The 26,767-nt window shown below is 69.1% G+C and carries 26 protein-coding genes and 1 riboswitch; of the genes, 5 read left to right on the top strand and 21 right to left on the bottom strand.

Features of this window, described 5'->3' with window-relative positions; all coding sequences use genetic code 11:
- Positions 1-3 precede the first annotated feature (3 nt).
- Positions 4-642, top strand: a complete 639-nt coding sequence (locus IPV10_RS02020) for an O-methyltransferase (protein ID WP_207479874.1) — start codon at positions 4-6, stop codon at positions 640-642.
- 75 nt (positions 643-717) lie between these two features.
- Here IPV10_RS02020 and IPV10_RS02015 read toward each other — a convergent pair whose 3' ends face one another.
- The 3 genes from IPV10_RS02015 to dapE form a co-directional block, all read right to left on the bottom strand.
- Complete coding sequence (locus IPV10_RS02015; RefSeq protein ID WP_017203323.1) at positions 718-891, bottom strand: DUF3117 domain-containing protein; 174 nt, start codon at positions 889-891, stop codon at positions 718-720.
- 95 nt (positions 892-986) lie between these two features.
- Complete coding sequence (locus tag IPV10_RS02010) at positions 987-2,204, bottom strand: hypothetical protein (RefSeq protein WP_207479872.1); 1,218 nt, start codon at positions 2,202-2,204, stop codon at positions 987-989.
- Positions 2,186-3,259 carry a succinyl-diaminopimelate desuccinylase gene (gene dapE / locus IPV10_RS02005; RefSeq protein ID WP_207479870.1) on the bottom strand — a complete coding sequence of 358 codons (1,074 nt, stop codon included), beginning with the start codon at positions 3,257-3,259 and terminating at the stop codon, positions 2,186-2,188. The genes IPV10_RS02010 and dapE overlap by 19 nt, the downstream gene beginning before the upstream one ends.
- A 126-nt stretch (positions 3,260-3,385) precedes the next feature.
- Here dapE and dapD point away from each other — a divergent pair, with 126 nt between their 5' ends.
- Together dapD and IPV10_RS01995 are read left to right on the top strand one after the other, a co-directional pair.
- Positions 3,386-4,339 carry a 2,3,4,5-tetrahydropyridine-2,6-dicarboxylate N-succinyltransferase gene (gene dapD, locus IPV10_RS02000; RefSeq protein ID WP_207479868.1) on the top strand — a complete coding sequence of 318 codons (954 nt, stop codon included), beginning with the start codon at positions 3,386-3,388 and terminating at the stop codon, positions 4,337-4,339.
- A 216-nt stretch (positions 4,340-4,555) separates the two neighbouring features.
- A complete protein-coding gene (locus IPV10_RS01995; RefSeq protein ID WP_207479866.1) occupies positions 4,556-5,953 on the top strand; it encodes a DEAD/DEAH box helicase in 1,398 nt (465 codons plus the stop codon).
- A 120-nt stretch (positions 5,954-6,073) separates the two neighbouring features.
- On the opposite strand, the gene IPV10_RS01990 is transcribed toward IPV10_RS01995, so the two are convergent.
- From IPV10_RS01990 to IPV10_RS01960, 7 genes are all read right to left on the bottom strand, one after another.
- A complete protein-coding gene (locus IPV10_RS01990) occupies positions 6,074-6,544 on the bottom strand; it encodes an SRPBCC family protein (RefSeq protein ID WP_207479864.1) in 471 nt (156 codons plus the stop codon).
- Positions 6,545-6,558: 14 nt separating this feature from the next.
- Positions 6,559-7,854, bottom strand: coding sequence for a citrate synthase (locus IPV10_RS01985; protein ID WP_207479862.1), 1,296 nt, complete (start codon positions 7,852-7,854; stop codon positions 6,559-6,561).
- Between the two features lie 117 nt (positions 7,855-7,971).
- Entirely contained in the window at positions 7,972-9,081 is a 1,110-nt protein-coding gene (gene dapC, locus IPV10_RS01980) for a succinyldiaminopimelate transaminase (protein WP_207479860.1), read from the bottom strand.
- 3 nt (positions 9,082-9,084) lie between these two features.
- On the bottom strand, positions 9,085-9,405 hold the full coding sequence (gene fdxA, locus IPV10_RS01975) for a ferredoxin (protein ID WP_207479858.1): 321 nt from the start codon (positions 9,403-9,405) through the stop codon (positions 9,085-9,087).
- A 9-nt stretch (positions 9,406-9,414) separates the two neighbouring features.
- On the bottom strand, positions 9,415-9,888 hold the full coding sequence (locus tag IPV10_RS01970) for a histidinol dehydrogenase (RefSeq protein WP_242684523.1): 474 nt from the start codon (positions 9,886-9,888) through the stop codon (positions 9,415-9,417).
- Between the two features lie 23 nt (positions 9,889-9,911).
- Positions 9,912-10,226, bottom strand: coding sequence for an AzlD domain-containing protein (locus IPV10_RS01965; protein WP_207479856.1), 315 nt, complete (start codon positions 10,224-10,226; stop codon positions 9,912-9,914).
- Positions 10,223-10,963 carry an AzlC family ABC transporter permease gene (locus IPV10_RS01960; protein WP_207479855.1) on the bottom strand — a complete coding sequence of 247 codons (741 nt, stop codon included), beginning with the start codon at positions 10,961-10,963 and terminating at the stop codon, positions 10,223-10,225. The genes IPV10_RS01965 and IPV10_RS01960 overlap by 4 nt, the downstream gene beginning before the upstream one ends.
- Positions 10,964-11,056: 93 nt before the next feature.
- On the opposite strand from IPV10_RS01960, the gene IPV10_RS01955 reads away from it, so the two are divergent.
- On the top strand, positions 11,057-11,605 hold the full coding sequence (locus IPV10_RS01955; protein WP_207479854.1) for a helix-turn-helix domain-containing protein: 549 nt from the start codon (positions 11,057-11,059) through the stop codon (positions 11,603-11,605).
- Between the two features lie 7 nt (positions 11,606-11,612).
- Here IPV10_RS01955 and IPV10_RS01950 read toward each other — a convergent pair whose 3' ends face one another.
- Positions 11,613-12,503, bottom strand: coding sequence for a phospholipase (locus tag IPV10_RS01950; protein ID WP_207479852.1), 891 nt, complete (start codon positions 12,501-12,503; stop codon positions 11,613-11,615).
- 184 nt (positions 12,504-12,687) lie between these two features.
- Entirely contained in the window at positions 12,688-14,601 is a 1,914-nt protein-coding gene (gene typA, locus IPV10_RS01945; RefSeq protein ID WP_207479850.1) for a translational GTPase TypA, read from the bottom strand.
- Positions 14,602-14,703: 102 nt separating this feature from the next.
- Here typA and IPV10_RS01940 point away from each other — a divergent pair, with 102 nt between their 5' ends.
- On the top strand, positions 14,704-15,510 hold the full coding sequence (locus IPV10_RS01940; protein WP_207479848.1) for a CPBP family intramembrane glutamic endopeptidase: 807 nt from the start codon (positions 14,704-14,706) through the stop codon (positions 15,508-15,510).
- 15 nt (positions 15,511-15,525) lie between these two features.
- Here the strand turns inward: IPV10_RS01940 and IPV10_RS01935 are convergent, their stop codons facing one another.
- The 9 genes from IPV10_RS01935 to gcvT all read right to left on the bottom strand — a co-directional run bounded on the left by IPV10_RS01935 (position 15,526) and on the right by gcvT (position 26,322).
- Positions 15,526-15,819: a zf-TFIIB domain-containing protein gene (locus IPV10_RS01935; protein ID WP_207479846.1), complete on the bottom strand. Its 294-nt coding sequence runs from the start codon at positions 15,817-15,819 to the stop codon at positions 15,526-15,528.
- 47 nt (positions 15,820-15,866) lie between these two features.
- Positions 15,867-16,376: a PH domain-containing protein gene (locus tag IPV10_RS01930; RefSeq protein ID WP_307861029.1), complete on the bottom strand. Its 510-nt coding sequence runs from the start codon at positions 16,374-16,376 to the stop codon at positions 15,867-15,869.
- A gap of 59 nt (positions 16,377-16,435) precedes the next feature.
- Positions 16,436-18,109: an ABC transporter ATP-binding protein gene (locus IPV10_RS01925; RefSeq protein WP_207479842.1), complete on the bottom strand. Its 1,674-nt coding sequence runs from the start codon at positions 18,107-18,109 to the stop codon at positions 16,436-16,438.
- Complete coding sequence (locus IPV10_RS01920) at positions 18,106-19,050, bottom strand: ABC transporter permease (RefSeq protein ID WP_207479840.1); 945 nt, start codon at positions 19,048-19,050, stop codon at positions 18,106-18,108. Before IPV10_RS01920 ends, IPV10_RS01925 begins: the two co-directional genes overlap by 4 nt.
- Positions 19,043-19,969 (bottom strand): ABC transporter permease, encoded by a 927-nt coding sequence (locus tag IPV10_RS01915; RefSeq protein ID WP_207479838.1) that lies wholly within the window; start codon positions 19,967-19,969, stop codon positions 19,043-19,045. The genes IPV10_RS01920 and IPV10_RS01915 overlap by 8 nt, the downstream gene beginning before the upstream one ends.
- 101 nt (positions 19,970-20,070) lie before the next feature.
- Positions 20,071-21,705: an ABC transporter substrate-binding protein gene (locus tag IPV10_RS01910; protein WP_207479836.1), complete on the bottom strand. Its 1,635-nt coding sequence runs from the start codon at positions 21,703-21,705 to the stop codon at positions 20,071-20,073.
- 216 nt (positions 21,706-21,921) lie between these two features.
- On the bottom strand, positions 21,922-24,747 hold the full coding sequence (gene gcvP, locus IPV10_RS01905; protein WP_242684554.1) for an aminomethyl-transferring glycine dehydrogenase: 2,826 nt from the start codon (positions 24,745-24,747) through the stop codon (positions 21,922-21,924).
- A 61-nt stretch (positions 24,748-24,808) separates the two neighbouring features.
- Positions 24,809-25,186 (bottom strand): glycine cleavage system protein GcvH, encoded by a 378-nt coding sequence (gcvH, locus tag IPV10_RS01900; RefSeq protein ID WP_207479832.1) that lies wholly within the window; start codon positions 25,184-25,186, stop codon positions 24,809-24,811.
- The gene (gene gcvT / locus IPV10_RS01895) at positions 25,183-26,322 is read right to left on the bottom strand and encodes a glycine cleavage system aminomethyltransferase GcvT (protein WP_207479830.1); all 1,140 of its coding nucleotides are present in this window, start codon (positions 26,320-26,322) and stop codon (positions 25,183-25,185) included. The genes gcvH and gcvT overlap by 4 nt, the downstream gene beginning before the upstream one ends.
- A gap of 223 nt (positions 26,323-26,545) precedes the next feature.
- Positions 26,546-26,641, bottom strand: a riboswitch (glycine riboswitch).
- Positions 26,642-26,767 lie beyond the last annotated feature (126 nt).

Here is a 26,767-nt window from a genome sequence, read left to right as displayed (position 1 = left end):
AACATGAGCGAGCATGACGCGAACGCACGTTTCATCCGCGAATCGATCGTGGAGCCGAATCCGATCGCCCGCGCCCGCGCACACGCCGTCGAGCTGGGTGCAGCGCCGGTCAGTGCAGCCGTCGGCTCGCAGATCGCCGTGCTGGCCGCCGCCACCGGCGCCCGGTCGATCGTGGAGATCGGAACCGGCGCCGGCGTGTCCGGCCTCTGGCTGCTCCGCGGTGCCCCGCAGGCCGTGCTGACCTCGATCGACAACGAGCCGGAGCACCTGGCCGCCGCCCGCCAGGCGTTCGCCGATGCCAGGGTGCCCGCGACCAAGGCGCGCTTCATCACGGGACGTGCCGCTGACGTGCTCCCCCGGATGAACGAGGCGTCGTACGACATCGTCCTGGTCGACGCCGACGCCGACAACGTCATCGACTACGTCGAGCATGGCCTGCGCCTCGTCCGCACCGGCGGCATGGTGCTCGTCCCCCGCGTCCTCGCTGGCGGGCGGGTCGCCGACCCTGTGCAGCGCGACGAGGTCACCACGGCGTACCGTTCGCTGATCCAGGAGACCCAGGAGTCCTCCGCCGTCCTCGCGACGGTGTCGACGACCGGCGAGGGCCTGTTGCAGCTGATCAGCGTCGCCGACAGCGACTGACGAGCACGAGCGCACGCGCGCACGAAGAAGGGCGACGGATCCGGAGATCCGTCGCCCTTCTCAGCTCGTCAGGTGTCAGGCCGGCGCCACGACGGCTGCGAGCACGTCGTGAAGCTCCTTGGCCTCTGCGTCGTTCACGGAGACGACCAGTCGTCCGCCGCCTTCGAGCGGGACGCGCACGATGATGAGTCGCCCTTCTTTCACGGCCTCCATGGGTCCGTCTCCGGTCCTCGGCTTCATCGCTGCCATCGTGGCTCCTTTTCCTCCGGTGGTATGGAACCAGTTTATCGGGTGTCACCGGGACCTGGATGTCACCTGCGAACAAATGCACGAAGCATTCACGATCAGGGAACCTGCCAGAACGTGTTCCCGAGCGCGTACACGTGGAATATCCAGAGCCATTGGCCCGCGAGGCACAGCAGCAGGATGCCCACGCGCCACCAGCGTGAGCGCGGCACGGCAACCGCACCCCAGAGCGGGCTGAGCGGCAGCAGCAGGCGGAACGTGCTCGACTGCGGGAAGAAGACCGCGAGCAGATACAGCAGGTGGCTCGCGCTCCACAGCCGCATGTCGGCCCCGAGCGCGCGCACCTGCGGCGAGTACAGCAGCGCCGCGCCGACCGCGACGACGAGCAGCGCCAGCGCCACCGGCCCCCACGGCTGCGGCAGCCCCCACTGCGCGAACCAGAACTGAGCGGCCTGGATCCAGCCCTCGAAGGGCACGAACGTCTCGACGCCTCCGGCGACCCAGTGCCGGCGCCAGGCGAGCTCCGTCGCGAGGTACGCGCCCGGATCCCCGGTGACCATCGCGGCGATCACCTGCCAGGCGAAGCCGCACGCGGTGGCGAGCGCGCCCAGTGCGACGATGTGCACGACCTCACGCGCGGCGAGAGGGTCGTCGCGGCGGCGCATCCATCGCAGGATGCCGTGCAGGCCGAGGAAGAGCGCGAACGCGAGGATGCCGGGCCGCGTGAACGCCATGACCGGGATGATCAGGTACAGCCAGGGGTAGCGGCGTCGGGTCACCGCGTCGAGCGCGAGGAAGAGCAGCAGCAGGAACAGGGTCTCGGCGTACCCCACCTGGAACATCGCCGCGATCGGACCGGAGGCGTAGAGGATCACCGCCCACATCGCGGCGGATCCGCCGATGCGGTTTCTGAGCAGGCGGTGCAGCGCGAGGCAGGCGAGGTAGCCGGCGACGAAGGACACCAGGAACGCTCCGGCACCCCATGATCCGAACACGACCCCGACCGCCTTGGCCGCGTACGCGAACACGGGCATGAACGCCCAGGCGTTCTCGGCGACATCGCCGGTATCGGTGAGCGGCAGCTCGGCGGGATAGCCGCTCTCCGCCACGAGCCAGTACCACTGCGCGTCCCAGCCGAGGACGAAGTCGACGAGGCCCGGTTCAGCGCCGAATCGCGACAGCGACGTCGACAGCGAGGCGGCCACGACGAGCAGCTCGGTGGTGATCAGCCGCGCGCCGAGGTACACCCCGGCGATCCGCACGGCGACGGGCAGCTGCGCCCACCGGCGCGCGGCGCTCAGCGCGAGGTGAGCCACGCGCGCAGCCCGCGCTCGACGGCGTCTATCTGCGCCATCGGCACGCGCTCCTCGTCATGGTGCGCGAGATGCGGGTCGCCCGGACCGTAGTTGACGGCGGGGATGCCGAGTGCGGAGAAGCGCGCGACGTCGGTCCATCCGTACTTCGGACGCGGCTCGGCGCCGACGGCCTTGACGAACTGCTGGGCGATCGGCGCGTCGAGCCCAGGGCGCGCGCCCTCGGCTGCGTCCGTGATCTCCACCTCGAAGCCCGCCAGGACACTGCGGATGTGCGCCTCGGCGTCAGCCGCCGTCTTGCTCGGGGCGAAGCGGTAGTTGACCTCGACCTCGCAGGCGTCGGGGATCACGTTGCCCGCGACGCCGCCGGCGATCCGCACGGCGCTCATGCTCTCGCGGTACAGCAGCCCCTCCACAGGGATCTCTCGGGCGCGGTACTCGGCGAGCCTGGTGAGGACGGGGGCGGCACGGTGGATGGCGTTCTCGCCGATCCAGGCGCGGGCGGCGTGCGCTCTGACTCCGCGGGTGCGGACGATGGCGCGGAGGGTCCCGTTGCAGCCGCCTTCGACCTGGCCGTTCGAGGGCTCGCCGAGGATCGCGAAGTCGGCTTCGAACAGGTCGGGGCGCACTGCGGCGAGCAGCCCGAGACCGTTCTTCGACGCCTCGACCTCCTCGTTGTCGTACCACATCCAGGTGATGTCGACCACGGGATCGGTCAGCTCTGCGGCGAGCTTCAGCTGCACCGCGACACCTGCCTTCATGTCCACGGTGCCGCGGCCCCAGAGCACGGGGACGCCGTCGACCTCGACGTCCCTGGTGGGCACGTTGCCGTTGATGGGCACGGTGTCGATGTGCCCGGCGATCGCGACCCGCTGCTCGCGTCCGAGATCCGTGCGCGCGACGACCGTGTTGCCGTGCCGGATCACCTCCAGATGCAGATAGCCGCTGATCGCCTGCTCGATCGCGTCTGCGAGGGTCTTCTCCTCCCCCGAGACGCTGGGGATGTCGCAGATCGCACGGGTGAGGTCGAGAGAGGACGCGGTCAGATCGAGCACCATGCCCCCAGCCTACTTGCGCCCCTCAGCCCGCGAGACTTCACGAATGTCACTGTTCCGACTGAGAAATGTGACATTCGTGAAGTCTCGCGGGCCGGACGACGTCGCCGGATTCGGTAGCGTTGTGGCATGACTGACGCGCGCACGGCATGGGGTACCGGACTCACGACGATCGCCGGGGACGGCACCGTCCTGGACGCCTGGTTCCCCGAGGTGCTCGCGACGGCGCCCTCCGCCGAAGATGCCGCGGCCGCGCTCTCCGCGCTGGAGGCGCTCACCGGCCCGGACGAGCGCCGCAACGTCACCGTGGAGACGGTGCAGCTGGAGATCGACCTCGATGAGGCCCCCGCATCGACCGCCGACGCGTACCTGCGACTGCACGCGCTCTCGCACCTCGTGGTGCGCCCCAACGAGCTGAACCTCGAGGGCGTCTTCGGCCACCTGCCGAACGTCGCCTGGACGAACGCCGGCCCTGTGCACCCTGACGACGCCGCACGGCTGCGGCCGCTGCTGCAGCGCGCCGGCATTCAGGTCCAGGGCCTGGACAAGTTCCCCCGGCTGACCGACTACGTCCAGCCCGCCGGCGTGCGGATCGCCGACGCCTCGCGCGTGCGCCTCGGCGCTCACCTCTCCCCCGGCACCACCGTGATGCACGAGGGCTTCGTCAACTTCAACGCCGGCACGCTCGGAGCCTCGATGGTGGAGGGTCGCATCTCGCAGGGTGTCGTGGTCGGCGACGGCAGCGACATCGGCGGCGGCTCGTCGATCATGGGCACGCTCTCGGGCGGCGGCGCGCATCGCGTGTCGATCGGGTCTCGGACTCTTCTCGGCGCGAATGCCGGCATCGGGATCTCTCTCGGCGACGACTGCGTCGTAGAGGCCGGCCTCTACGTCACGGCGGGCACCAAGATCGTGCTGGTCGACGGTCCTGTCACCGCCGATGGCGCCAGGAAGACCGTCAAGGGCGCCGACCTCTCCGGTCAGGACGGTCTGCTGTTCCGCCGCAACTCGCTCAGCGGAGCGGTCGAGGCTGTGCGCCGCGCCGGCGTCGGCGTCACCCTGAACGAGGCGCTGCACGCCTGACGCGCGGCGGGGCGGGCTCACAGGGTAACGCGGGCGGCGCGTGATAGTGTCATCGTGACGCCACTCGCCATGCGAGACGTCTGCGTCGTCGACACGCTCCCGCGCCACTAGCTGGTTCTGGCCATTTCGAACGGCGAAACGATGCGCGATCCCGCGCCGTCGCCCACCCTTCCCCGCACCCGGCCTCTGCGCGCGTGCATTTTCGGAGATACCCCCATGACTTCCTTCCTCGATCTCGGCGTGCCCGCCGACCTCGCCGCCGTTCTCGCCGCCGACGGCAAGACGGAGGCGTTCGCCATCCAGCGCGACACGCTCCCCGACTCCCTCGCCGGCCGCGACCTCCTCGGCCGCGGACGCACCGGAAGCGGCAAGACCATCGCGTTCGCGCTTCCCCTCGTCGCCCGCCTCGCGTCATCCGCACGCAAGAGCCGCCCCGGTCACCCGCGCGGCCTCGTGCTCGCCCCGACCCGCGAGCTCGCCACCCAGATCGCCGCGACCATCGCCCCGCTCGCCGCAGCCGCCGGACTGAAGGTCACCACCGTCTTCGGCGGCGTCAGCCAGCGTCCGCAGGAGCAGGCCATGCGCAACGGCGTCGACATCGTCGTGGCGTGCCCCGGCCGTCTCGAGGACCTGATGAAGCAGCGGGTCGTGCAGCTCGACGGTATCGAGGTCACCGTGCTCGACGAGGCCGACCACATGGCCGACCTCGGCTTCCTCCCCGGTGTCACCCGCATCCTGACCGCGACGCCGGCCGGCGGACAGCGCCTGCTGTTCAGCGCGACGCTCGACCGCGGCATCGACACCCTCGCCCGCCGCTTCCTGGACTCCCCCGTGAGCCACCAGGTCGACGAGGCGAGCGTGCCCGTCGGCGAGATGACCCACCGCGTGCTGGTCGTCGACTCCACCGACAACAAGACCACGCTCGTGCGCGACCTCGCGTCCGGCACCGGCCGCCGCATCCTCTTCACTCGCACCAAGCACCAGGCGAAGAAGCTCGCCAAGCAGCTCACCGCGTCCGGCATCCCGGCCGTCGATCTGCACGGCAACCTGTCGCAGAACGCCCGTGAGCGCAACCTCGGCGCGTTCTCGTCCGACCCGGAGGACGGCGGCGTCCGCGTGCTCGTCGCCACCGACGTCGCCGCGCGCGGCGTCCACGTCGACAACGTCGACCTCGTCGTGCACGTCGACCCGCCCATGGAGCACAAGGCGTACCTGCACCGCTCCGGCCGCACCGCCCGTGCCGGCGCCGCAGGCACCGTTGTCACCGTCGTCCTGCCCGAGCAGCGTCGCGATGTGAAGGACCTGCTGCGCAAGGCCGCCATCACGGCGCCGCTCGAGGAGGTCACGGCGAGCGCCGTCACCGAGCTCGTGCCGGAGCGCGCCCCTCACGTGCGCCCCGCGCCGGTCCAGGCTCAGCCGCAGCGCCAGCCGGCCAAGCAGCGCCCCGCCGGCGGTGAGCGCAGCGGAGCCACCACTCCTCCCGCTCGTCGTCGTCGTCCCCGCTCCGGCCAGGGCGGTCAGGGACAGCCCGGCGCCTCCCGTCAGGGCGGCGGCCAGGCTCGTCAGGGCGGTCAGTCGCGTCAGGGCGGCGGCCGCGGCTACCAGGGCCGCTGACCCTCCACACACACGGCGCCCCGTCTGGTCGCCCACACCCCACCTGGCACGCGTCAGAGCAGTGGGGCGTGGACACGCAGGCGGGGCGCCGTCGTCATCCCCCGAGGGACCGCGCGGATGTCAGCGGCGCACGGCCTGCAGCACGAGCGGGTCGGAGCATCCGCGGACGAAACCCGCGAGCCGCCTCCTGACCTCGAAGCCGAGCACCCGGATGCCGATCCAGTCGGCGATCGGGGCGAGCCAGGCCGGTCGGCAGGAGAAGTTGTACTTCCACACGGCGAGAGTGCCCTCGGGGACTGCGGTGAACCGCCAGCCGCCACCGAGCTTCTCGAAGAACCACGGGCCGCTCTCCATCATCATGCCGACGTTCGTCGGCGGCGCGTAGGAGACGTAGCGACTGATCATCGCGAAGCCGAGTCGCTGCCTCGTGAAGGTGCGCACGCCCTTGGCTGCGGCATCCGCGTCGTCCAGGAAGTGCTGCTCGCTGATGAAGGGATCCCACCGGCGGCGCACGGCGCCGGTCGTCTGGGAGATCGCGAACGCCGTCGCCGGATCCACCGGGACCACGGCCTCTGCGGTGACGACCGGCACGGGTCCGGTCCGCGTCAGCGCGTCTGGAAGGTGCGCTCGGGCGATCCCGTGTACAGCTGCTGCGGGCGGCCGATCTTCGTCTGCGGGTCGTTCTGCAGCTCGCGCCACTGGGCGAGCCACCCGGGAAGACGCCCGATCGCGAACAGCACCGTGAACATCCGGGTCGGGAAGCCCATCGCCTTGTAGATGACGCCGGTGTAGAAGTCGACGTTCGGATACAGGCGACGCTCGCGGAAGTAGTCGTCTGCGAGGGCGAGCTCCTCGAGCTCCTGCGCGAGATCGAGGAGCGGATCCGTCACGCCGAGTTCGGACAGCACCTCGCCGGCCGCCTCCTTGACGAGCTTGGCGCGCGGGTCGTAGTTCTTGTAGACCCGGTGCCCGAAGCCCATCAGCTTCACGCCCTCTTCCTTGTTCTTCACCCGCTCGACGAAGCGCGAGACGCTCTGTCCCGAGTCGCGGATCTGGCCGAGCATCGTCAGCACGGCCTCGTTCGCGCCGCCGTGCAGCGGGCCGGAGAGCGCCTGGATGCCGGCGGAGATCGAGGCGAACTGGTTCGCTCCGGTCGAGCCGACGAGGCGGACGGTCGACGTGGAGGCGTTCTGCTCGTGGTCCTCATGCAGGATGAGCAGCAGCTCGAGCGCCTTCGACATGACCGGGTTGATCTCGTAGGGCTCGGAGTGTACTCCGAAGTTCAGCTTGAGGAAGTTGTCGACGAAGCTCAGCGAGTTGTCAGGGTAGAGGAACGCCTGGCCGACGCTCTTCTTGTGCGCGTAAGCGGCGATCACCGGGAGCTTGGCGAGCATCCGGACCATGTTCAGCTCGACGTGCTCGGGGTTGTGCGGGTCGGTCTGGCCCTCGTAGTAGGTCGAGAGCGCGGCCACGGCCGAGGACAGGACGGACATCGGGTGCGCGGTGTGCGGCAGCGCCGAGAAGAAGTGCTTGAGATCCTCGTGCAGCAGCGTGTGTCGGCGGATCTTGTCGTCGAACTCGGCGAGCTCGGATGCCGAGGGCAGCTCACCGTAGATCAGCAGCCACGCCACTTCGAGGTAGCTGGTGTTGCCGGCGAGCTGCTCGATCGGGTAGCCGCGGTATCGCAGGATGCCCTTGTCGCCGTCGATGAAGGTGATCTCCGACTTCGTGGATGCCGTGTTGACGAAGCCGTAGTCGAGACCCGTGTAGCCGGTCTGGCGGGTCAGCGTCGTGAAGTCGATGCTGTCGTGCCCTGCCGTGCCCCGCACGAGCGGGAATTCCGCGGTGGTGTCGCCGATGGTCAGCTTCGCTGTCGCCTGCTGGTCTGCCGCTGCGCTCACGCGGGCCTCCTCTTCAGTTCGGTCTGGGGGATGACGACCGAATCGCCTCTACAGCCTAGTAGCCGCGCCGGCCTACTGTGACATCCGCCAAAAGGATGCGACACATGAGGAGATTCTCTACAGTGCTCCGCGCAGGCGACGGGCGCCCTCATCGACGCGCTCGCTCGGGGCCGTCAGTGCGAGCCGCACGTGCGCAGCGGAGTGCTCGCCGTAGAACGGTCCCGGTCCGGCCAGGATGCCGAGCTCGGCGAGCCTCGACATGCTCTCCCAGGCGTCGCGGCCCTCCGTCGCCCACAGGTACAGGCCCGCCTCCGACCCGTCGATCCGGAACCCTGCCGCTTCCAGTGCGGGGCGGAGCGTGTCGCGCCTGGCGCGATACAGCTCCTTCTGCGTGCGGACATGCTCGTCGTCGCGCAGAGCGACCGCCATCGCATGCTGAACCGGCGCTGGCGGCATGAGACCGAGATGCTTGCGCGCGGTGAGCAGCTCTCCGACGACCCGCTCGCATCCTGCGACGAACGCGGCGCGGTACCCGGCGAGGTTCGACTGCTTGCTGAGCGAGTACACGCTGAGCAGGTTCGCCCTGCTGCCGCCGGTGACCCGGGGGTCGAGGATCGACGGGATCGGCTCGGTCGCCCAGGGCCCGTCCCAGCCGAGCTCGGCGTAGCACTCGTCGCTCGCGAGCGTGGCGCCGAGCTCGCGAGCGCGGCTCACGGCGGCGGACAGCTGATCGACGGTCCAGGTGCGCCCGTCGGGATTGCCGGGGGTGTTGATCCAGATGAGCTTCGCACCCTCCGGCCATTCGGCCGGGTCATCGGCTGCAAACGGGGTGGCGCCGGCCACCCTGGCTCCGACGTCGTAGGTCGGGTACGCCACGCGCGGATGCACGACGATGTCGCCCTCGCCGAGCCCGAGCAGGGTCGGCAGCAGCGCGACGAGCTCCTTGGAGCCGATCGTGGGCAGCACGTTGTCGACCCGGAGGTCTGGCACGCCTCGGCGCCGCGCGTACCAGTCCACGATCGCCTCGCGCAGTGCGGGAGTCCCGACGGTCTGCGGGTAGGCGTGGGCGTCGGTCGCCTCAGCGAGAGCCCTGCGGATCAGCTCCGGCGTCGGGTCCACCGGCGAGCCGATGGAGAGGTCCACCAGGCCCTGCGGATGCTGTGCCGCGCGCTCGCGGAACGGTGCGACGGCATCCCACGGATAGTCGGCGAGGTCGCGGACGCTCACGGCCTACTCGCCCTGGGGCGGGAGAGCGGCGATGATCGGGTGGTCGAACGTGTAGACGCCGACCTTGGCGGCGCCGCCGGGCGAGCCGATCTCGTCGAAGAACTCGACGTTCGCCTTGTAGTAGTCCTGCCACTCCTCGGGGAGGTCGTCCTCGTAGTAGATCGCCTCGACGGGGCACACGGGCTCGCAGGCACCGCAGTCCACGCACTCGTCGGGGTGGATGTACAGCGAGCGTTCACCCTCGTAGATGCAGTCAACGGGGCACTCGTCGATGCAGGCACGATCCTTCACATCGACGCACGGAAGGGCGATCACATACGTCACGGCTTCAGTCTACGACTCACGGGCGGTCGGTTCTCCCCCGGCGGCTCTCGGCACGTCGGTGATCAGGGGCGCGGCGGGGTCCGCGACAGGCCCTGCGGCCCCTCGGCCGGCCTGGGTGCGCACCGGGAGTCGGGAGAATGACGGCCACGCGACCGCGACGAGCACGAGTCCGGCGACGAGGTAGGTCCACACCTGGCCGGCGAGCGTGTCCTCGACGACGACGGAGCCGCCCGGTCCGACCCCGGAGATCAGCACGAGCATCCCGAGCATCCCGAGACCGGCGGCGAGAGTCGCCCCGCGATCGTGCGTGAGCCCGCGGATCGCGACGAGGATGGCGCCGCAGGCGATCGTCCCCACGGCGAGCCCGACCGGAATCGGCCCCCACATCAGGCTGTGCCCGATCGTCCCGGCGATGCCGAAGACACCGCCGACCAGCGCCGCCGCGACCCACGACAGCACCCTCGAGATCCAGCTGATGTGCATCAGACGATCCTACGCGGCCGCGGTCAGGCCGCGAGGCCGAGAAGACGCAGCAGCGCGGCGACGGCCGCTGCGGCGATCACCACGACGAGGAAGGACTGCCGCAGCCACAGCAGGCCCGCGGCGACGAGCACGGCAGGCACCCGGGCGTCCACCGTGACCGCCTGCCCGTCGCCGAGCGTCTGCACGGCGACGAGGGCCGCGAGCAGGGCGACCGTGAGCAGGTCGGAGATCCGCGCCGGGCGAGGCGCCTCGAGCACCTTCGGCGGCACGAGGTAGCCGATGGCCTTGAGCGACAGGCAGATCAGGGCCGCCAGCAGGATCGCACTCCACAGGCTCATCGCGCGTCCTCCGCCCCGCCCGGGGCCGCGGAGCCGGCGGATGCCGAGCCCGCAGCGGCGGTTGCGGGGCGGCCCAGCCAGTTGAACCAGCCGACCACGATCGCCACGGCAGCGGCGAGGAGAACGGGGAGCCCCGGCATGATGAACGGCGTCAGCGATGCTGCGACGACCGCGGCGGCGATCCCCACCGCGACGGCCTGGCGCTGCTTCAGGCGCGGCCACAGCAGCGCGAGGAAGGCGGCGGCAGCGGCAGCATCCAGCCCCCACGTCCGCGGGTCGCCGAGGACGTCGCCCACCAGCGCGCCGATCAGCGTCGTGATGTTCCAGCCGACGAAGATGCCGACGCCGGTCACCCAGAAGCCGACGCGGCGCAGCCGCGGGTCGTCCTGAGAGATCGCGACCGCCGTGGATTCGTCGATCGTGAAGTGTGCGGCGAGAGCTCTTGTTCGCGCTCCTCCGCCGATGAGCGGCGACATCCGCATGCCGTAGGCGACGTTGCGCACGCCGAGCAGAGCGGCGGAGGCGATGGCGGACGGCAGCGCACCGAGCCCGCCGGCGGTGAACACTCCGACGAACGCGAACTGCGAGCCGCCGGTGAACATCAGCAGGCTGAGCACGCAGGTCTGCCAGACATCCAGACCCGATGCCACGGCGAGCGCACCGAACGAGATGCCGTACGCACTGGTGGCGAGCACGACTCCGAGTGCCTCCCGCCACACCTCCCGCTCTGCGGTCATGCGAAGGTCGTTCGATTCAGTGAACACATGATCATCATTCTGAACATCACCGCGCGGATAGTCAAGTGAACGAACGTTTGACATGATGAACGAATGGAGGATCTCCGCACCCGTATCGCCCGCACGCTGCGCCGAGAGCGCGAAGGGGCCTCACTGTCCGTGTCCGAGCTCGCCCGTCGCGCAGGCATCTCCAAGGCGACCGTGTCCCAGTTGGAGTCGGGAGCGGGCAATCCCAGCGTGGAGACGCTGTGGGCCCTCGGAGTCGCCCTCGGCGTCCCGTTCGCGGTGCTCGTGGACCAGCAGGCCAACGCGCCGACCCTCATCCGGGCCGACGACCTCTCCGGGGTCCCCGCAGCCGCCGCTGCTTACAGCGCGACACTGCTCTCCGCCAGCCCTCCCGGCGCGCGCCGGGACATCTACGTGATCAAGGCCGAGCCTGGCGACGCGCGCCGCTCGGATCCGCACCACCCGGGGACGATCGAGCATGTGGTGCTGATCTCCGGCCGCGCACTCGTTGGCCCTGCCGGAGATCCGGTGCTGCTGAATCCCGGCGACTACCTGACCTACGCGGGCGACGTGCCGCACGTCTTCCAGGCCGACGCCGCCGGGACGAGCGCGGTGCTCATCTCAGAGCTGCGCTGAGCACCCGTCAGTACCAGTTCACCGCCTGCGAGTGCGACCACGCGCTGCACGGCGTGCCGTACACGTCGGCGATGTAGCCGAGGCCCCAGGCGATCTGGGTGGCCGCGTTCGACTCCCAGTCGCTGCCGGCCGAGGCCATCTTGCTGCCGGGAAGGGCCTGCGGGATGCCGGTGGCGCCGGACGGGTTGTACGCCTGGTAGTTCCAGCCCGACTCCTTGGTCCACAGCGACTCCAGGCAGGAGAACTGATCGCCGCCCCACCCGTACTCGCCGGACGCCATCTGCTGAGCCGTGGCCTTGGCGCCGTCCACGGTGTTCGCCGCAGCGAGTGCGGCCGCAGCGGCCGCGGCCTGCTCCGCCGCCGCTCGTGCCGCGTCATCCGCCGCCTTCTTCTCCTGGGCGGCCGTCAGCGCCTGCTGGAGCACCGCGGTGCCCTCGATCACCTGCGCCGTCTTCTCGACCGTGTCGACGGTGAGGACCGTGACCAGCATCGTCGACAGCGCCGCGCGATCCGCGAGCCGGCGGATGTTCTGCTCGATGCCGCTCGTGTCGACGGCGAGCTCATCGGCCTGCACGTCCAGGCCGGATGCTGCGACGTCGGCGTTCAGAGACTCGGCTGCGGTGACGGCATCCGCCGCCTCCATCAGCGGGACAGCGGCCTCATCGGCGATCCTGGCCGGAGACTCGGCACCGGAGACCATCTGGGCGACGGCCTCCACCGGGTCCGTGATGTCCTCGGCGCCTGCCGCAGGAGCCGAGATGACTCCGACGGTGAGCGTGACGCCGAGAACGGCGCCGAGAACTGTGCCGAGGATCAGCATCGGGCGGCGGGCGGTGACGGCGGATCGGGCTTCCGCGGCCGCGGAGGCGCGCCGGAGCGCACGGGTGTTCTGGAGCATGGGATTCGACTTTCGGGTCGTCGTGCGCCATCGCAGGAGACTCATCGGGAGTTCGTCCCAGGCGCAAGTGTCCGAGTCTGGTATGCCCACCTGGACGAAACCTGCCCCTCACCTGGGCATCTCATGAGAAGAGGGCCCTGCACGCGCCTTTCGGCGGTGCAGGGCCCTCTTTCGGAGACGATTCTCAGGCGTTGGCGTCCTGACGCTTCAGACGAGCGGTCTCGCGGGCGCGGGTGTTCGCGTCGAGGTTGACCTTGCGGATGCGGACCACCTCGGGCGTGACCTCGACGCATTCGTCGTCACGGGCGAACTCGAGGCTCTCCTCAAGCGTCAGCACACGCGGCGGCGTCATCGACTCGAAGGTGTCGGAGCTCGCCGCACGCATGTTGGTGAGCTTCTTCTCCTTCGTGATGTTCACGTCCATGTCATCCGCGCGCGAGTTCTCGCCGATGACCATGCCCTCGTAGACCTCCTGCGTGGGCTGCACGAAGAACGACATGCGCTCCTGCAGGGCGATCATGGCGAACGGCGTGACGACGCCCATGCGGTCGGCGACGATCGAGCCGTTCTGACGGGTCGTGATGGAACCGGCCCACGGCTCGTAGCCGTGCGAGATCGCGTTGGCGATGCCGGTGCCGCGCGTCGTGGTGAGGAACTCGCTGCGGAAGCCGATCAGGCCGCGCGACGGGACGATGAACTCCATGCGCACCCAGCCGGTGCCGTGGTTGGTCATGTTCTCCATGCGGCCCTTGCGGTTCGCCAGCAGCTGCGTGATCGCGCCGAGGTGCTCCTCCGGCGTGTCGATCGTGAGGTGCTCGAACGGCTCGTAGGTCTTGCCGTCGATCTTCTTGGTGACCACCTGCGGCTTGCCGACCGTGAGCTCGAAGCCCTCGCGGCGCATGTTCTCGACGAGGATGGCGAGCGCCAGCTCGCCGCGGCCCTGGACCTCCCACGCGTCGGGACGGCCGATGTCGACGACCTTGAGCGAGACGTTGCCGATGAGCTCGCGGTCGAGACGGTCCTTGACCATGCGCGCGGTGAGCTTGTGGCCCTTGACCTTGCCCATGAGCGGGGAGGTGTTGGTGCCGATCGTCATCGAGATGGCGGGGTCGTCGACCGTGATCGCGGGGAGGGGACGGACATCCTCCGGGTCGGCGATGGTCTCGCCGATGGTGATGTTGTCGAAGCCGGCGATGGCGACGATGTCACCGGGGCCGGCCTCCTCGGCCGGGTAGCGCTCGAGCGCGCGGGTCTTCAGCAGCTCGGTGATGCGCGCGTTGCTGGTGCTGCCGTCTGCACGGACCCAGGCCACCGTCTGGCCCTTCTTGAGCGTGCCGTTGAAGACGCGCAGAAGTGCGAGGCGACCGAGGAACGGGCTGGAGTCGAGGTTCGTGACCCACGCCTGCAGCGGGGCCTCGTCGTCGTACGACGGGGCCGGGACGTGCTCGAGGATCGCCTCGAACAGCGGCTCGAGGTCGTCGTTGTCGGGCAGCGAGCCGTCGGCGGGGCGGTTGCGCGACGCGGCGCCGGCGCGACCGGAGGCGTACACGACGGGCACGTCGAGCAGCGCGTCGACGTCGAGGTCGGGCACGTCGTCGACCAGGTCGGAGGCCAGGCCGAGCAGCAGGTCGTGCGCCTCCTCCTCGACCTCGCCGATGCGAGCGTCGGGGCGGTCGGTCTTGTTGACCAGCAGGATCACGGGGAGCTTCGCCTCGAGCGCCTTGCGCAGCACGAAGCGGGTCTGCGGCAGCGGACCCTCGGACGCGTCGACGAGCAGCACGACGCCGTCGACCATGGACAGGCCGCGCTCGACCTCTCCGCCGAAGTCGGCGTGGCCGGGGGTGTCGATCACGTTGATCGTCACCTCGCTGCCCTTGGCGTGGACACCCTTGTAGGTGATCGCCGTGTTCTTCGCGAGGATCGTGATGCCCTTCTCGCGCTCGAGGTCGTTCGAGTCCATGGCGCGTTCTTCCATGTGCTCGTGGGAGCCGAAGGACCCGGTCTGGCGGAGCATCGCGTCGACGAGGGTGGTCTTGCCGTGGTCGACGTGGGCGACGATTGCGACGTTGCGGAGGTCTGAACGGAGGGCGTGCGCCATGCAGGAGTCCTAAAGAGGTATGGGGGTGCGCCGGGAAGCCGACGTTCCAGGATACCGTACGCACGCAGACGGTTCCTGAGCGCAGGACGTACGATCGGGATCGTGACCCTTCGACAGGCTCAGGGACCCGATCTCCTCGCCCCCGCCGCCCCCTCCCGATCCCGGCTGTGGTGGGAGATCGCCATCGTGCTGGCGCTCGGGCTCGGCCAGTCCGCCGTCTACGCCGCCGTGCAGCTGGCGTATCGCCTCACCGATCCGACTCCCCTGGCCCAGCAGACCGCGACGCTCAACCCGTCGCGCAGCGACCGCGAGGTCTTCGACCTGATCTATCAGGTCCTCTCGATCGGGTTCTCGCTGGTGCCGGTACTGCTGGCGTGCTTCCTGCTCTGGCAATCGTCGCGCCCGCATCTGGGACGACTCGGGCTGGACGGCCGGAACCTCGGGTCGGATGCCGGGCGCGGCATCCTTCTCGTGCTCGCCATCGGCGTCCCCGGCCTTGGGCTGTATCTCGGCGGTCGCGCCCTCGGCCTGTTCGTGGCCGTCGACCCCGCAGGCCTCGGCGCGCACTGGTGGACTGTGCCGGTGCTGCTGCTCGCCGCTGCGCGCGCCTCGATCCAGGAGGAGTTCGTGATCCTCGGGTACCTGTTCGCGCGGCTGCGTCAGCTGGGCTGGGGACCGTGGGCGATCATCCTGACGACCTCCGCGCTGCGCGCGAGCTATCACCTCTATCAGGGACCGGGCGCATTCATCGGCAACTTCGCGATGGGGCTCCTGTTCGGATGGCTGTTCCAGCGCTCCGGTCGCCTGATGCCGTTCCTCGTGGCGCACTTCCTGATCGACGCCACCGCGTTCGTCGGCTACCCGTGGGTGGCCGCCGCATGGCCCGATCTGTTCGGGCTGCCTGGCTGAGCTCAGCCGGACAGGTCAGTCGAACAGGTCGCTCAGCCAGCTCTCGCGCTTGCGCTTGTGCGGGCGCTGTCCGCGATCGTCGTAACGGGGCTGCTCGCCGTACTGCGGCGGCGCATCGTAACGGGGCTGCTCGCCGTAGCTCGGCGACGCCGGCTGGTGCCCCGGCTGCGGGGCCGCGACCGAGCGATCGATGATCTTGTCGAGCTCACCGCGATCGAGCCACACGCCTCGGCACTGCGGACAGTAGTCGATCTCGATCCCGCTGCGCTCGCTCATCACCAGGGTGGAACCATCTGCTGGACACTGCATGCGGACGATACTTCCAGGCCGGTCTGTGAATCGGCTCCGTCCGGACGTCAGGTGCCGGCGATGACGACGGATGCCGCGGCCCACACGGCGATGATGCCGAGGGCGATCAGCGCCTTGGTGTCCCAGGAGCGCCGGATCGGCGCGGAGGCCGGCACACCGGCGGCCGCCTCCCAGCGGTCGCGGATCTCCGTGAGCAGCCGAACGCCGGCCGGCACCCTGGCAGGCTCGTCACCGGCCGCCCGTGCACGCGGCGGGCGGGAGCGCGCCGGCCCTCCGTACGCCACGACCTTGCTGTCGTCGTCGAGCGAGAACTCCAGCTGCCATCGCATGTCGATGTCGCGCACGCGGCTCCAGCCGAAGGTGGTGCTGCGGAGCATGTTCTGCACGACGGCACCTTCGCGATCCAGCCGCACCGAGGAGGCGTAGCCGATCTCGTACACGATCCACAGCCCGAGCAGGATCCAGGGCGCGAGCAGCAGCATCTCCCCCCAGCCGGCACGCACGACGGCGTCTCCAAGGAGGAAGAGCGCGAGCAGCACGCTCAGGACCAGCAGCACAGGTCCTGAGGGTGCACGGTAGGTCCGTGCACGCTCAGGACCGGGGGTGGTCGTCACCGTCAGCGACCGCCGAGCGTGATGGCGGCGCCCGGGATCGCCTGCAGGAGGCGATCCGTGTACTCCTGCTGGGGGTTGGCGAAGATCTCGTCGACCGTTCCCTGCTCGACGACCTTCCCCTGCTCCATGACGCAGACGAGGTCGCTCGACACGCGCACGACCGCGAGGTCGTGCGTGATGAACAGGTACGTCAGATCGAGCTCCGCCTGAAGGTCGGCGAGAAGCTTGAGGATCTGGTCCTGCACCAGCACGTCGAGTGCCGAGACCGCCTCGTCGAGCACGACGATGTCGGGCTTGAGCGCGAGCGCCCGCGCGATCGCGACACGCTGACGCTGCCCGCCCGAGAGCTCGTTCGGGTAGCGCGAGGCGAGTGCCTGCGGCAGGGCGACCTGGTCGAGGAGCTCCTCGACCCGCGCGCGCTGCGAGGCACGGTCTCCGACGCTGTGGATCTGCAGCGGCTCGGCGATGGTGTTGCCGATGTTGCGCAGCGGATCCAGGGAGCCGTACGGGTCCTGGAACACCGGCTGCATCCGCCGGCGGAGCCCGAACGCCTGCGCGTTCGAAAGCCGCGAGACGTCCTTGCCGTCGATCTCGATCGTTCCGCTGGTCGGCGTCTCGAGCTTGAGGAGCATCTTCGCCACCGTCGACTTGCCCGATCCCGACTCGCCGACGAGAGCGAGCGTCTTGCCCCTCGGGATCTCGAACGTCACGTCGTCGACCGCCCGGAAGGCCTCGCTGCGGAACCCGCCCTGACGGATCCGGTAGTCCTTCGTGAGCCCTGCCACCCGCACCGTCGGCGCGATGTCGGCAAGGTCCTCGAGCGTCTCGATGCCCCTGTCTTCCACAACGGCCTGGATGCGCTGCGACGCGATGCTGGGAGCCGCGGCCACCAGTCGCTTCGTGTAGGGATGCTGCGGGTTCTCGAGGATCTCCCGGCTGGGACCGGCCTCCACGATGTGGCCGTTGTTCATCACGATGATCTTCTCGGCACGCTCAGCCGCGAGGCCGAGATCGTGCGTGATCAGCAGCACCGAGGTGCCCTTGTCCCGGGTGAGGGACGCCATGTGGTCGAGGATCACGCGCTGCACTGTGACGTCGAGCGCCGAGGTCGGCTCATCGGCGATGAGCAGCTTCGGGTCGGCCGCCAGACCGATGCCGATCAGCGCCCGCTGGCGCATGCCACCGGAGAACTGGTGCGGGAACTGGTGCAGACGTCTCTCGGCGTCCGCCAGTCCTGCCTGCTGCAGCACCTCGATGGCACGTGCCTTCACTGCGGCGCGCCCCTGGGCGATGCCGTTCGCACGGATCGCCTCCTTCACCTGGAAGCCGATGCTCCACACAGGATTCAGGTTCGACATCGGGTCCTGCGGCACGAAGCCGATCTCGCGGCCTCGGACATTCTCGATCGCCGTGCGACTCAGCGTGGTCAGCTCGCGCCCGTCGAGGGTGATCGAGCCTCCGGTGATCTCTCCGGTGCCGGGGAGGAGGTTCACGATGGCCGAGGCCGTCGTGGACTTCCCGGATCCGGACTCGCCGACGATGGCCACGGTCTCGCCGGGGAAGATGTCGAAGCTCGCTCCGTGGAGCACCTCTTTGACACCCTCCTGCGTGCGGAATGCGACGGTGAGGTCGCGGACGCTGAGCAGCGGGATCTGTGCGGTTCCGCGATCGTTCATCGACGTGCCCTCGCCTTCGGGTCGAGGGCGTCTCTGATGAGCTCCCCCAGGGTCACGAACGCGAGCACCGCGAGAGTGAGCGCGATCGACGGATAGATGAGCGCCATCGGAGCGACGCGCAGCGACGACTGCGCGGCGCTGATGTCGTTGCCCCACGACATGGTGGAGCTTCCCAGCCCGACGCCGAGGAACGACAGGGTCGCCTCCGCCACGATCGAGGCGGCGAGGCTGAGCGTCGTGATGACGAGCAGCGGCGCGAGCGCATTCGGGATCACGTGTCCGACGAGCGTGCCGAACTTGGAGCGCCCGAGCGCCGTCGAGGCGACCACGAAGTCCGACTGCCGGACTCGCAGCACCTCGGCGCGTACGACGCGGGCAGTCGACGCCCAGGCGAAACCGCCGATCGCGAGTGCGAGCACCGGCACCGAGCGGTACTGCGAGAAGACCGTCATGACGACGACAGCCGCGAGGATGTACGGGATCGCGAAGAAGATGTCGCCGACCCGCGAGAGCAGCGAGTCGAGCCATCCTCCGTAGAACCCGGCGAGTGCCCCCATGATGAGTCCGACGACCGAGGAGATCGCGGTCGCCAGCAGGCCGACCGACAGCGACGTCTGCGCACCCCACACCAGCCGGGCGTAGATGTCGCAGCCCTGGAACGTGAATCCGAGCGGGTGCCCGTCCACGGGTCCGCCGTTGCTGTTGCCGAGCTGGCAGTCGCTGTTCGGTGGGACCGACGTGAACAGCGTCGGCCACAGCGCCATCACCAGGAAGAAGAGGGCGAGCACGACCGAGAACCAGAACAGCGGTCGACCGCGGAGATCGGCCCACGCGTCACGCCACAGGTTGCTCGGCTTCTCGGCGATCCGCACCGCGTCGACGGCGATGGTCTCCGTCTCGACGGGCGCGACGAAGTGATTCTGCGTGGTGGGGTCAGGCATAGCGGATCCTTGGGTCGAGCAGACCGTAGAGCAGGTCGATGACGAGGTTCACCAGGACGTACAGGATCACGAACACCGTGACGAAGGAGACCACGGTGGGCCCCTCGTTGCGGATCGCGGCCTGGTACAGGGTGTTGCCGACGCCGGGGACGTTGAAGATGCCCTCGGTGACGGTCGCTCCGACCAGCAGAACGCCGAAGTTGGTCGCCGAGTTGGTGATCACCGGGATCAGCGAGTTGCGCAGCACGTGCACCGGGATCACGCGTCCGCGCGAGAGCCCCTTGCTGTAGGCCGTGCGCACCCAGTCCTGGTTGAGCGTGTCGATGACGGAGCTCCGCATCAGGCGCATGCTCACCGCATACAGGCTGAACCCGAGCACGATCGCCGGCAGCCAGAGGCCGCCCCAGTCGTTGTCCGAGCCGACCGTGGGCTTGAACAGCCCCCACTGGATCGCGAGGAAGTACTGCGCGAGGAACGCCACGACGAAGATCGGGATCGCGATCGCGATGAGCGCCACGACGAGCGCCGTGTGATCGAAGATCTTCCCCTTGCGCAGCGCCGAGATCGTGCCGATGAGGATCGCGAGCACGAACTCGATCGCGATCGACATGACCGCGAGCCGGCCGGTCACCGGGAGGGTCTCCGCGAGCACCGCCGAGACGGGACGGCCGGAGAACGTGTTACCGAGATCTCCCTGGAACACACCGGTGATGTAGTACCAGTACTGCACGAGGAACGGCTCGTTCAGGTGGTACTGCTCGCGCAGCTGCTGGACGACCGCCGGATTCGGGGTGCGGTCGCCGAACAGGCCGAGGATCGGGTCGCCTGGCATGGCGAACACGAGGAAATAGATGAGCAGGGTGGCTCCGAAGAACACCGGAATCACCTGCAGGAATCGTCTCAGGATGTAGCCGAGCATGATTTTTCCTGTTGTGAGGAGGCAGAAGAACGTGAAGAGCACAGCCTGTGAGGCGGCGACGAATGAATCGTCACCGCCTCACAGGTGAGTGTCGTCAGGCCTTACTCGCCGGCCTTCGTGACCTCGTGGAGGATCGGCCAGGTGTCCCAGCCGAACTGCACGTTCTCGACCTCTTCACCCCAGGCGCCCATGGCGTTGGTGTACCAGAGCGGGATCGCGGGCAGGTCCGTGAACAGGATCTCCTGGGCCTCCTGGAACTTCTTGATGCCTTCCTCGACGTCCGATGCCGCTGCGCCCTCGTCGAGGAGCTTGTCGAAGTCGGGGTTCGAGTAGTCGCCGTCGTTCGAGCCTGCGCCGGTGCCGAAGATCGGGCCGAGGCCGTTGAACATCGACGGGTAGTCGAACTGCCAGCCGGTTCGGAAGGCCGTGGTCGACTGGCGCTCGGTGACCAGCGTGCGGTGCTCGGCGAAGGTCGGGATCGGCTTGCCGGCCGCCTCGATGCCGAGGTTGTTCTTGATCTGGTTCGCGACAGCGTCGACCCAGCCCTGGTTCGGGCCGTCGGCGTTGTACTGGATCTCGAACGAGCCGGTCCACGGGGCGATGGCGTCGGCCTCGGCCCACAGCTCCTTCGCCTTCTCGGCGTCGAACTCGAGAACCTCGGAACCCGGGATCTCCTCGGAGTAGCCGTCGATCACCGGCGAGGTGAAGTCCTTGGCCGGCGTGCGGGTGCCGTTGAAGACGATGTCGGTGATCTCCTCGCGGTTGATCGCGTGCGAGATCGCCGCGCGGCGGAGCTGGCCCTCGTCACCGCTGAAGTGCTCGAGGCGCTCCGGGATGGTGATGGTGGCGTTGGCCGCAGCGGGCTGGTTGACGGTGCGTCCCTCGAAGTCGCTCTCGAAGGTCTCGAGCGCGCTGTCCGGGATCTCCTGGATGATGTCCAGCTCGCCGCCGAGAAGGTCGGCGTAGGCCGCCTCGACGTCGGCGTAGAGCTTCATGTCGACGCCGCCGTTCGCGGGCTCGCGAGGTCCGGTGTACTCGTCGTTCTTGACGAGGTCGATGCTCTCGTTGTGCTTCCAGGCACCTTCCTCGGCGAACATGTACGGGCCGTTGCCGATCGGGTTCTCGCCGAAGGCCTCCAGGTCGTCCCACGCCGCTGCGGGCAGCGGGAAGAACGCGGTGTAGCCGAGGCGCAGCGGGAAGTCGGACTCGGGCTGCTTGAGCTTGACCGTGAAGGTCAGGTCGTCCACGACCTTCAGGCCGGAGAGCTCGGGGACGTTCTCGTCGTAGGAGAAGCCCTCGATGGACTCGAAGAAGTAGCTCGAGAGCTGCGCGTTGTCGAGCGCGGCGCCGTAGTTCCATGCGTTCACGAACGACTCGGCGTCGACCGGGTCGCCGTTGGTGAACGTCTGGTCGGGCTTGATCTTGATCGTGTAGGTCTGGGCGTCGTCGGTCTCGATCGACTCGGCGACATCGTTGTGGACAGCACCCTCGGCGTCGTAGTAGACCAGGCCCGCGAACATGCTCTGGATGACGAGACCGCCACCCACCTCGTTCGTGTTGGTCGGGATCAGCGGGTTCTGCGGCTCGGTGTTGTTGACCGAGATCACTGCCGTGGGGTCACCGGCAGTCGTCTCCTCCCCTGGCTCGGGGCTTCCGCCTGACGAGCAGCCGGCGAGTGCCAGTGCGCCGATCACGAACAGCGCGGTGCCCGCGAGGGCGATCTTGTTCCGCTTCACTTTGTATCCTCCTGTGGAGTGTCAAGTCCGCACCCTCATCGTCGAGTGTGCAGGGATAGTTGAGACTAACCCCCCAAGTGCCGATTCTCGCATTCCCGTTAATGAACCGTTACTGAGTGGTGACCAACTGAAACCTGCTGGAAACATGCCCGAACGCACGACGGCGCTTCCCCGCCCGTATGGGCGGGGAAGCGCCGTCTGCTCAACGGAGCGGGCTCAGGCGAAGGCCTCCACCGGCGGGCAGGCGCACACCAGGTTGCGGTCGCCGTACGCCTGGTCGATGCGGCGCACCGGCGGCCAGTACTTGCCGGCGACGAGCGCCGGCACCGGGTACGCGGCCTCCTCGCGGGTGTAGGCGTGCGTCCACTCCCCCGCGATCAGCGAGACCGCCGTGTGCGGGGCGCCCACCAGCGGGTTGTCCTCCGCCGGCCAGCGACCTGCGGCCACGGCATCCGCCTCGGCCTTGATCTCGATCATGGCCTCGATGAAGCGCTCGATCTCGCCCAGGTCCTCCGACTCTGTGGGCTCGACCATGAGCGTGCCTGCGACCGGGAACGACATGGTCGGGGCGTGGAAGCCGTAGTCGATCAGTCGCTTGGCGACGTCGTCGACGGTGATGCCCGTGGCCTCCTTGAGCGGGCGCAGGTCGAGGATGCACTCGTGCGCCACCCGGCCGTTCTCTCCGGTGTACAGCACGGGGTAGTGCTCGCCGAGGCGCGCCGCGATGTAGTTGGCGGACAGCACCGCTGCGGCCGTGGCGCGACGCAGTCCGTCGGCGCCCATCATCCGCACGTACGCCCACGAGATCGGCAGCACGCCGGCAGAGCCGTAGGGAGCGCCGGACACGGCGCCGCCGCCGAAGGTGAATCCTCCGAAATGCTCGGCCCGCTGCGCGAGGGGATGCCCGGGCAGGAACGGCGCGAGGTGCGCCTTCGCGGCGACCGGGCCGATGCCGGGTCCGCCGCCGCCGTGCGGGATCGCGAACGTCTTGTGCAGGTTCAGGTGCGAGACGTCGCCGCCGAGGTCTCCGAAGCGCGCGTAGCCGAGCAGCGCGTTCAGGTTCGCGCCGTCGACGTACACCTGACCGCCGGCGTCGTGAACGGCGGCAGTGATCTCGACCACATCGTGCTCGTACACGCCGTGCGTCGACGGGTAGGTGATCATGAGCGCGGACAGCGCATCGGCGTGCGTCGCGATCTTCGCGCGCAGGTCGCCGAGGTCGACGTTGCCGAGTTCGTCGCACGCGACGACGACGACCTTCATTCCGGCGAGCACGGCGGATGCCGCGTTCGTGCCGTGCGCGGAGGACGGGATCAGGCACACCGTGCGCTGCTCGTCGCCGTTCGCCAGGTGGTAGCCGCGGATCGCCAGGAGTCCCGCGAGCTCGCCCTGCGAGCCGGCGTTCGGCTGCAGCGAGACGGCGTCGTAGCCGGTGACCTCGGCCAGCCAGCCTTCGAGCTGGTCGACGAGATCGAGGTAGCCCTCCACGTCGGATGCCGGCGCGAACGGGTGGATGCCGGCGAACTCCGGCCACGTGATCGCCGCCATCTCGGTGGCCGCGTTGAGCTTCATCGTGCACGAGCCGAGCGGGATCATGCCGCGGTCGAGTGCGTAGTCGCGGTCGGCGAGGCTCTTCAGGTACCTCATCATCGCCGTCTCGCTGCGGTGCGCGTGGAAGACGGGATGCGTGAGGTACTCGTCCTGGCGGAGCAGTGCATCGGGGAGAGCGTCGTGCCGGCCCATGATGCCGAACGCGCGCTCCTTCTTGCCGCCGAACGTCATCGCGACCTGATGCAGCTCTTCGACCGAGGTGGTCTCGTCGACGGAGATGCCGATGGTGTCGGCATCCGCAACATGAAGGAGGATGCCGTAGCCGTGATGCGCCTGCTCGGCGAACTCGGCGGCGCGCCCCGGCACCCGCACCCGCAGTGTGTCGAAGAACGCGTCGTGCGGCACCTCGACGCCGGCCTCGACCAGCCAGTCGCGCAGCAGCGCGGCCTTGGCCGCGGTCTCGGCGGCGATCGCCCGCAGGCCGTCCGGCCCGTGGTAGACCGCGTACATCGATGCCATCACCGCCAGGAGCACCTGAGCCGTGCAGATGTTCGAGGTGGCCTTCTCCCGGCGGATGTGCTGCTCGCGCGTCTGCAGGGAGAGACGGTATGCGGGCTTGCCGTCGGCATCCACCGAGACGCCGACCAGACGGCCGGGGAGCTGCCGCTCGAGGCCGGAGCGCACCGCCATGTAGCCGGCGTGCGGACCGCCGAAGCCCATCGGCACGCCGAAGCGCTGCGTGGTGCCGACCGCGACATCCGCGCCGAGGGAGCCCGGCGAGGCGATCAGGGTCAGCGCGAGCAGATCGGCCGCGGCGATCGCGAGACCGCCGGCGAGGTGAGCAGCGTCGATGACCGCGGACGGGTCCCAGACCCGGCCGGACGCACCCGGGTACTGCACGAAGACGCCGAACAGCTCAGCGGGAAGCTCCTCCCCCGCCTCGAAGTCGACCTGCACGAGCTCGATGCCGACGGCATCCGCCCTGGTCGCCAGCAGCGCCTTGGTCTGCGGGAGCGCGTCGGCATCGACGGCGAACACGTTCGAGGCGGACTTCGACGCGCGACGCGCGAGCAGCATCCCCTCGACGACGGCGGTCGACTCGTCGAGCATCGACGCGTTCGCGGTGGTGAGACCGGCGAGCTCGGACACCATCGTCTGGAAGTTGATGAGCGCCTCCAGGCGCCCCTGGGAGATCTCCGGCTGATACGGCGTGTACGCCGTGTACCAGGACGGGTTCTCGAGCACGTTCCGCTGGATCACCTGCGGGGTGATCGTGCCGTAGTACCCGAGGCCGATCATCGGCCGGTTGACCGCGTTGCGCGAGGCGATCGCCCGCAGCTCCGCGAGCGCCTGCGTCTCGCTCGCGGCTGCGGGGATGATGCTCTCCGCGGTGGGCGCGGTGAAGATCGAGGAGGGCACCGCCTGGCGCATCAGCGCCTCGACGGGAGTGTCGTCCTCGAGGTCGGCGGCGAACCCCAGCGCGTCCAGCATCGTGCGCTGGGCGGATGCGGTGGGTCCGATGTGACGATCGGCGAAAGAGACCACGTGCGGATCAGCCCTCCGTGAGTGCGACGTACGCGTCGCGGTCGATCAGGTCGTCGAGAGCGCCCTCGGCGACGGAGACCTTGATCAGCCATCCGCCCTCGAACGGCTCGGCGTTGACGAGCGACGGGTCGTCGACGACGGCGTCATTGACTTCGACCACCGTTCCGGTGACGGGGGCGTAGATCTCGCCGACCGACTTCGTCGACTCGACCTCGCCGACGACGGCACCCGCGGTGACCGCGGTTCCGACGGCGGGGAGCTCCACGAAAACGACGTCGCCGAGCTTCTCGGCCGCGTAGTCGGTGATGCCCACGGTCACGGAGTCGCCGTCGACGGCGATCCACTCGTGCTCTTCGGTGTACTTGAGTGAGTTGAGGTCGGTCATTTTGTCCTCCGGTAGAAAGGCAGGGCGGTCACGGTCGCGGGGATCTTCGTCCCCCGCACATCAAGGAATACTGCGGAACCTTCCGCCGCGAAAGTGGGATCGATGTAGGCCATCGCGATCGGGTGGCCGAGCGTCGGGCTGAGCGCGCCGCTGGTGATCTCGCCGAGCACCGTGCCGTCCTCATCCACGACGGGGTATCCGGCGCGGCCTGCGCGCTTGCCCTCGGCCGTGAGGCCCACGAGCACCGGCGCGCCGGCGGCGGCGTCCACGCCGTCCTTGCCGACGAAGTCGTCCTTCGCCGTGACGACGACGCGACCGAGGCCCGCCTGCACCGGTTTGGTGTCGAGGTTCAGCTCGTGGCCGTACAGCGGCATGCCCGCCTCCAGGCGGAGCGTGTCCCTCGCGGCGAGGCCCGCGGGCACCAGCCCGTGCGTCTCGCCGGCCGCGAGCAGCGCGTTCCAGAGCGAGGCGGCGTCGCCCGCGGCGACGAGGAGCTCGAAGCCGTCCTCACCGGTGTAGCCCGTGCGCGCCAGCAGGACGGGGCGACCGGCGTAGTCCGCGGAAGCCCAGGCGTAGTACTTCTGCTCGGCCCACGGCACACTGACGTCGGTGATGCCCGCGGTCGCCGCGACGATCGCCTCGGCCTGGGGGCCCTGCACGGCGATCAGCGCGTAGTCGTCGGAGACGTCGACCACGGTGACCTCACGCCCGGCAGCACGCGCGGACAGCGCCTCGCGCACGGCATCCCTGTTGCCCGCGTTGGAGATGATCAGGTAGTCGTCGTCGCCCAGACGGTAGACGATGACGTCATCGATGATGCCGCCGGTCTCGGCGAGCAGGAGCGAGTACTTGGCCTTGCCGATCGGCAGTGCGGACAGGCGGCCCGCGAGCGCGTAGTCGAGGTACGCGGCAGCGCCCTCGCCGCGGACCGTGAACTCCGCCATGTGCGAGATGTCGAAGATGCCGGCGTTCTGGCGCACGGCATGGTGCTCGGCGAGATCGGACGTGTACCGCACCGGCATCTGCCAGCCGCCGAAGTCGGTGAAGGATGCTCCGAGCGCCTCATGGCGCTCGCGGAGCGGGGTGTCTCTGCTGGGCAGCGGCGCGCTCTCGCGCGGCGCGATGGGGTCTGACATGGAGTTCTCCCGGGCTTGATCGGGTGGAGCGGCGACGTCGCCGTTCCTGGGAACTCCCCCTCTGTCATGGGCCTGAGAGCTTCACCCCTGCGGGGCTTTCACCGTCGGCGGAAAACGTGAGTGGAGACTCGCGGAGCTCGTCTCACCAGGTTTCGACTCGGGCGCGGGGCGCCCTCGCTCAACCCGAAAACTTGCTTCGCTCGTTTTCGCTTTTCAGAGTGGCCGGAACCGCGCGGTACGCGTTACCTGAGAGATTGGCGGGGAGGCTTGCTCCTTCGGTGCCCGGCTGCGTTCGCCGGGGCTCTCCCGCGGGGGTCATTCGGCCCGTGTTCGGTTGTGGGCTCAGTCTAGCGGGAGGAACCCCCGAAGTCTCAGCCCGCTCCGCCCGCCGCCGCGCGATCGAGAGCCGTACTGCCCCGCGGCGAAAGGATGACGTCATCGAGTG

It is taken from the genome of Microbacterium sp. SD291 (assembly GCF_017355365.1).
Lineage (GTDB): Bacteria > Actinomycetota > Actinomycetes > Actinomycetales > Microbacteriaceae > Microbacterium.
This window is presented reverse-complemented; position numbering and strand designations above follow the sequence as displayed.

What these genes read in the sequence shown, in the direction of transcription:
- IPV10_RS02020 (WP_207479874.1), top strand. Translation starts at nt 4, where the DNA reads ATGAGCGAGCATGACGCGAACGCACGTTTCATCCGCGAATCGATCGTG.
- IPV10_RS02015 (WP_017203323.1), bottom strand. Translation starts at nt 891, where the DNA reads ATGGCAGCGATGAAGCCGAGGACCGGAGACGGACCCATGGAGGCCGTG.
- dapE (WP_207479870.1), bottom strand. Translation starts at nt 3,259, where the DNA reads ATGGTGCTCGATCTGACCGCGTCCTCTCTCGACCTCACCCGTGCGATC.
- dapD (WP_207479868.1), top strand. Translation starts at nt 3,386, where the DNA reads ATGACTGACGCGCGCACGGCATGGGGTACCGGACTCACGACGATCGCC.
- IPV10_RS01995 (WP_207479866.1), top strand. Translation starts at nt 4,556, where the DNA reads ATGACTTCCTTCCTCGATCTCGGCGTGCCCGCCGACCTCGCCGCCGTT.
- IPV10_RS01970 (WP_242684523.1), bottom strand. Translation starts at nt 9,888, where the DNA reads ATGCACATCAGCTGGATCTCGAGGGTGCTGTCGTGGGTCGCGGCGGCG.
- IPV10_RS01965 (WP_207479856.1), bottom strand. Translation starts at nt 10,226, where the DNA reads ATGAGCCTGTGGAGTGCGATCCTGCTGGCGGCCCTGATCTGCCTGTCG.
- IPV10_RS01960 (WP_207479855.1), bottom strand. Translation starts at nt 10,963, where the DNA reads ATGACCGCAGAGCGGGAGGTGTGGCGGGAGGCACTCGGAGTCGTGCTC.
- IPV10_RS01955 (WP_207479854.1), top strand. Translation starts at nt 11,057, where the DNA reads ATGGAGGATCTCCGCACCCGTATCGCCCGCACGCTGCGCCGAGAGCGC.
- IPV10_RS01950 (WP_207479852.1), bottom strand. Translation starts at nt 12,503, where the DNA reads ATGCTCCAGAACACCCGTGCGCTCCGGCGCGCCTCCGCGGCCGCGGAA.
- typA (WP_207479850.1), bottom strand. Translation starts at nt 14,601, where the DNA reads ATGGCGCACGCCCTCCGTTCAGACCTCCGCAACGTCGCAATCGTCGCC.
- IPV10_RS01935 (WP_207479846.1), bottom strand. Translation starts at nt 15,819, where the DNA reads ATGCAGTGTCCAGCAGATGGTTCCACCCTGGTGATGAGCGAGCGCAGC.
- IPV10_RS01925 (WP_207479842.1), bottom strand. Translation starts at nt 18,109, where the DNA reads ATGAACGATCGCGGAACCGCACAGATCCCGCTGCTCAGCGTCCGCGAC.
- IPV10_RS01920 (WP_207479840.1), bottom strand. Translation starts at nt 19,050, where the DNA reads ATGCCTGACCCCACCACGCAGAATCACTTCGTCGCGCCCGTCGAGACG.
- IPV10_RS01915 (WP_207479838.1), bottom strand. Translation starts at nt 19,969, where the DNA reads ATGCTCGGCTACATCCTGAGACGATTCCTGCAGGTGATTCCGGTGTTC.
- gcvP (WP_242684554.1), bottom strand. Translation starts at nt 24,747, where the DNA reads ATGCTGGACGCGCTGGGGTTCGCCGCCGACCTCGAGGACGACACTCCC.
- gcvH (WP_207479832.1), bottom strand. Translation starts at nt 25,186, where the DNA reads ATGACCGACCTCAACTCACTCAAGTACACCGAAGAGCACGAGTGGATC.
- gcvT (WP_207479830.1), bottom strand. Translation starts at nt 26,322, where the DNA reads ATGTCAGACCCCATCGCGCCGCGCGAGAGCGCGCCGCTGCCCAGCAGA.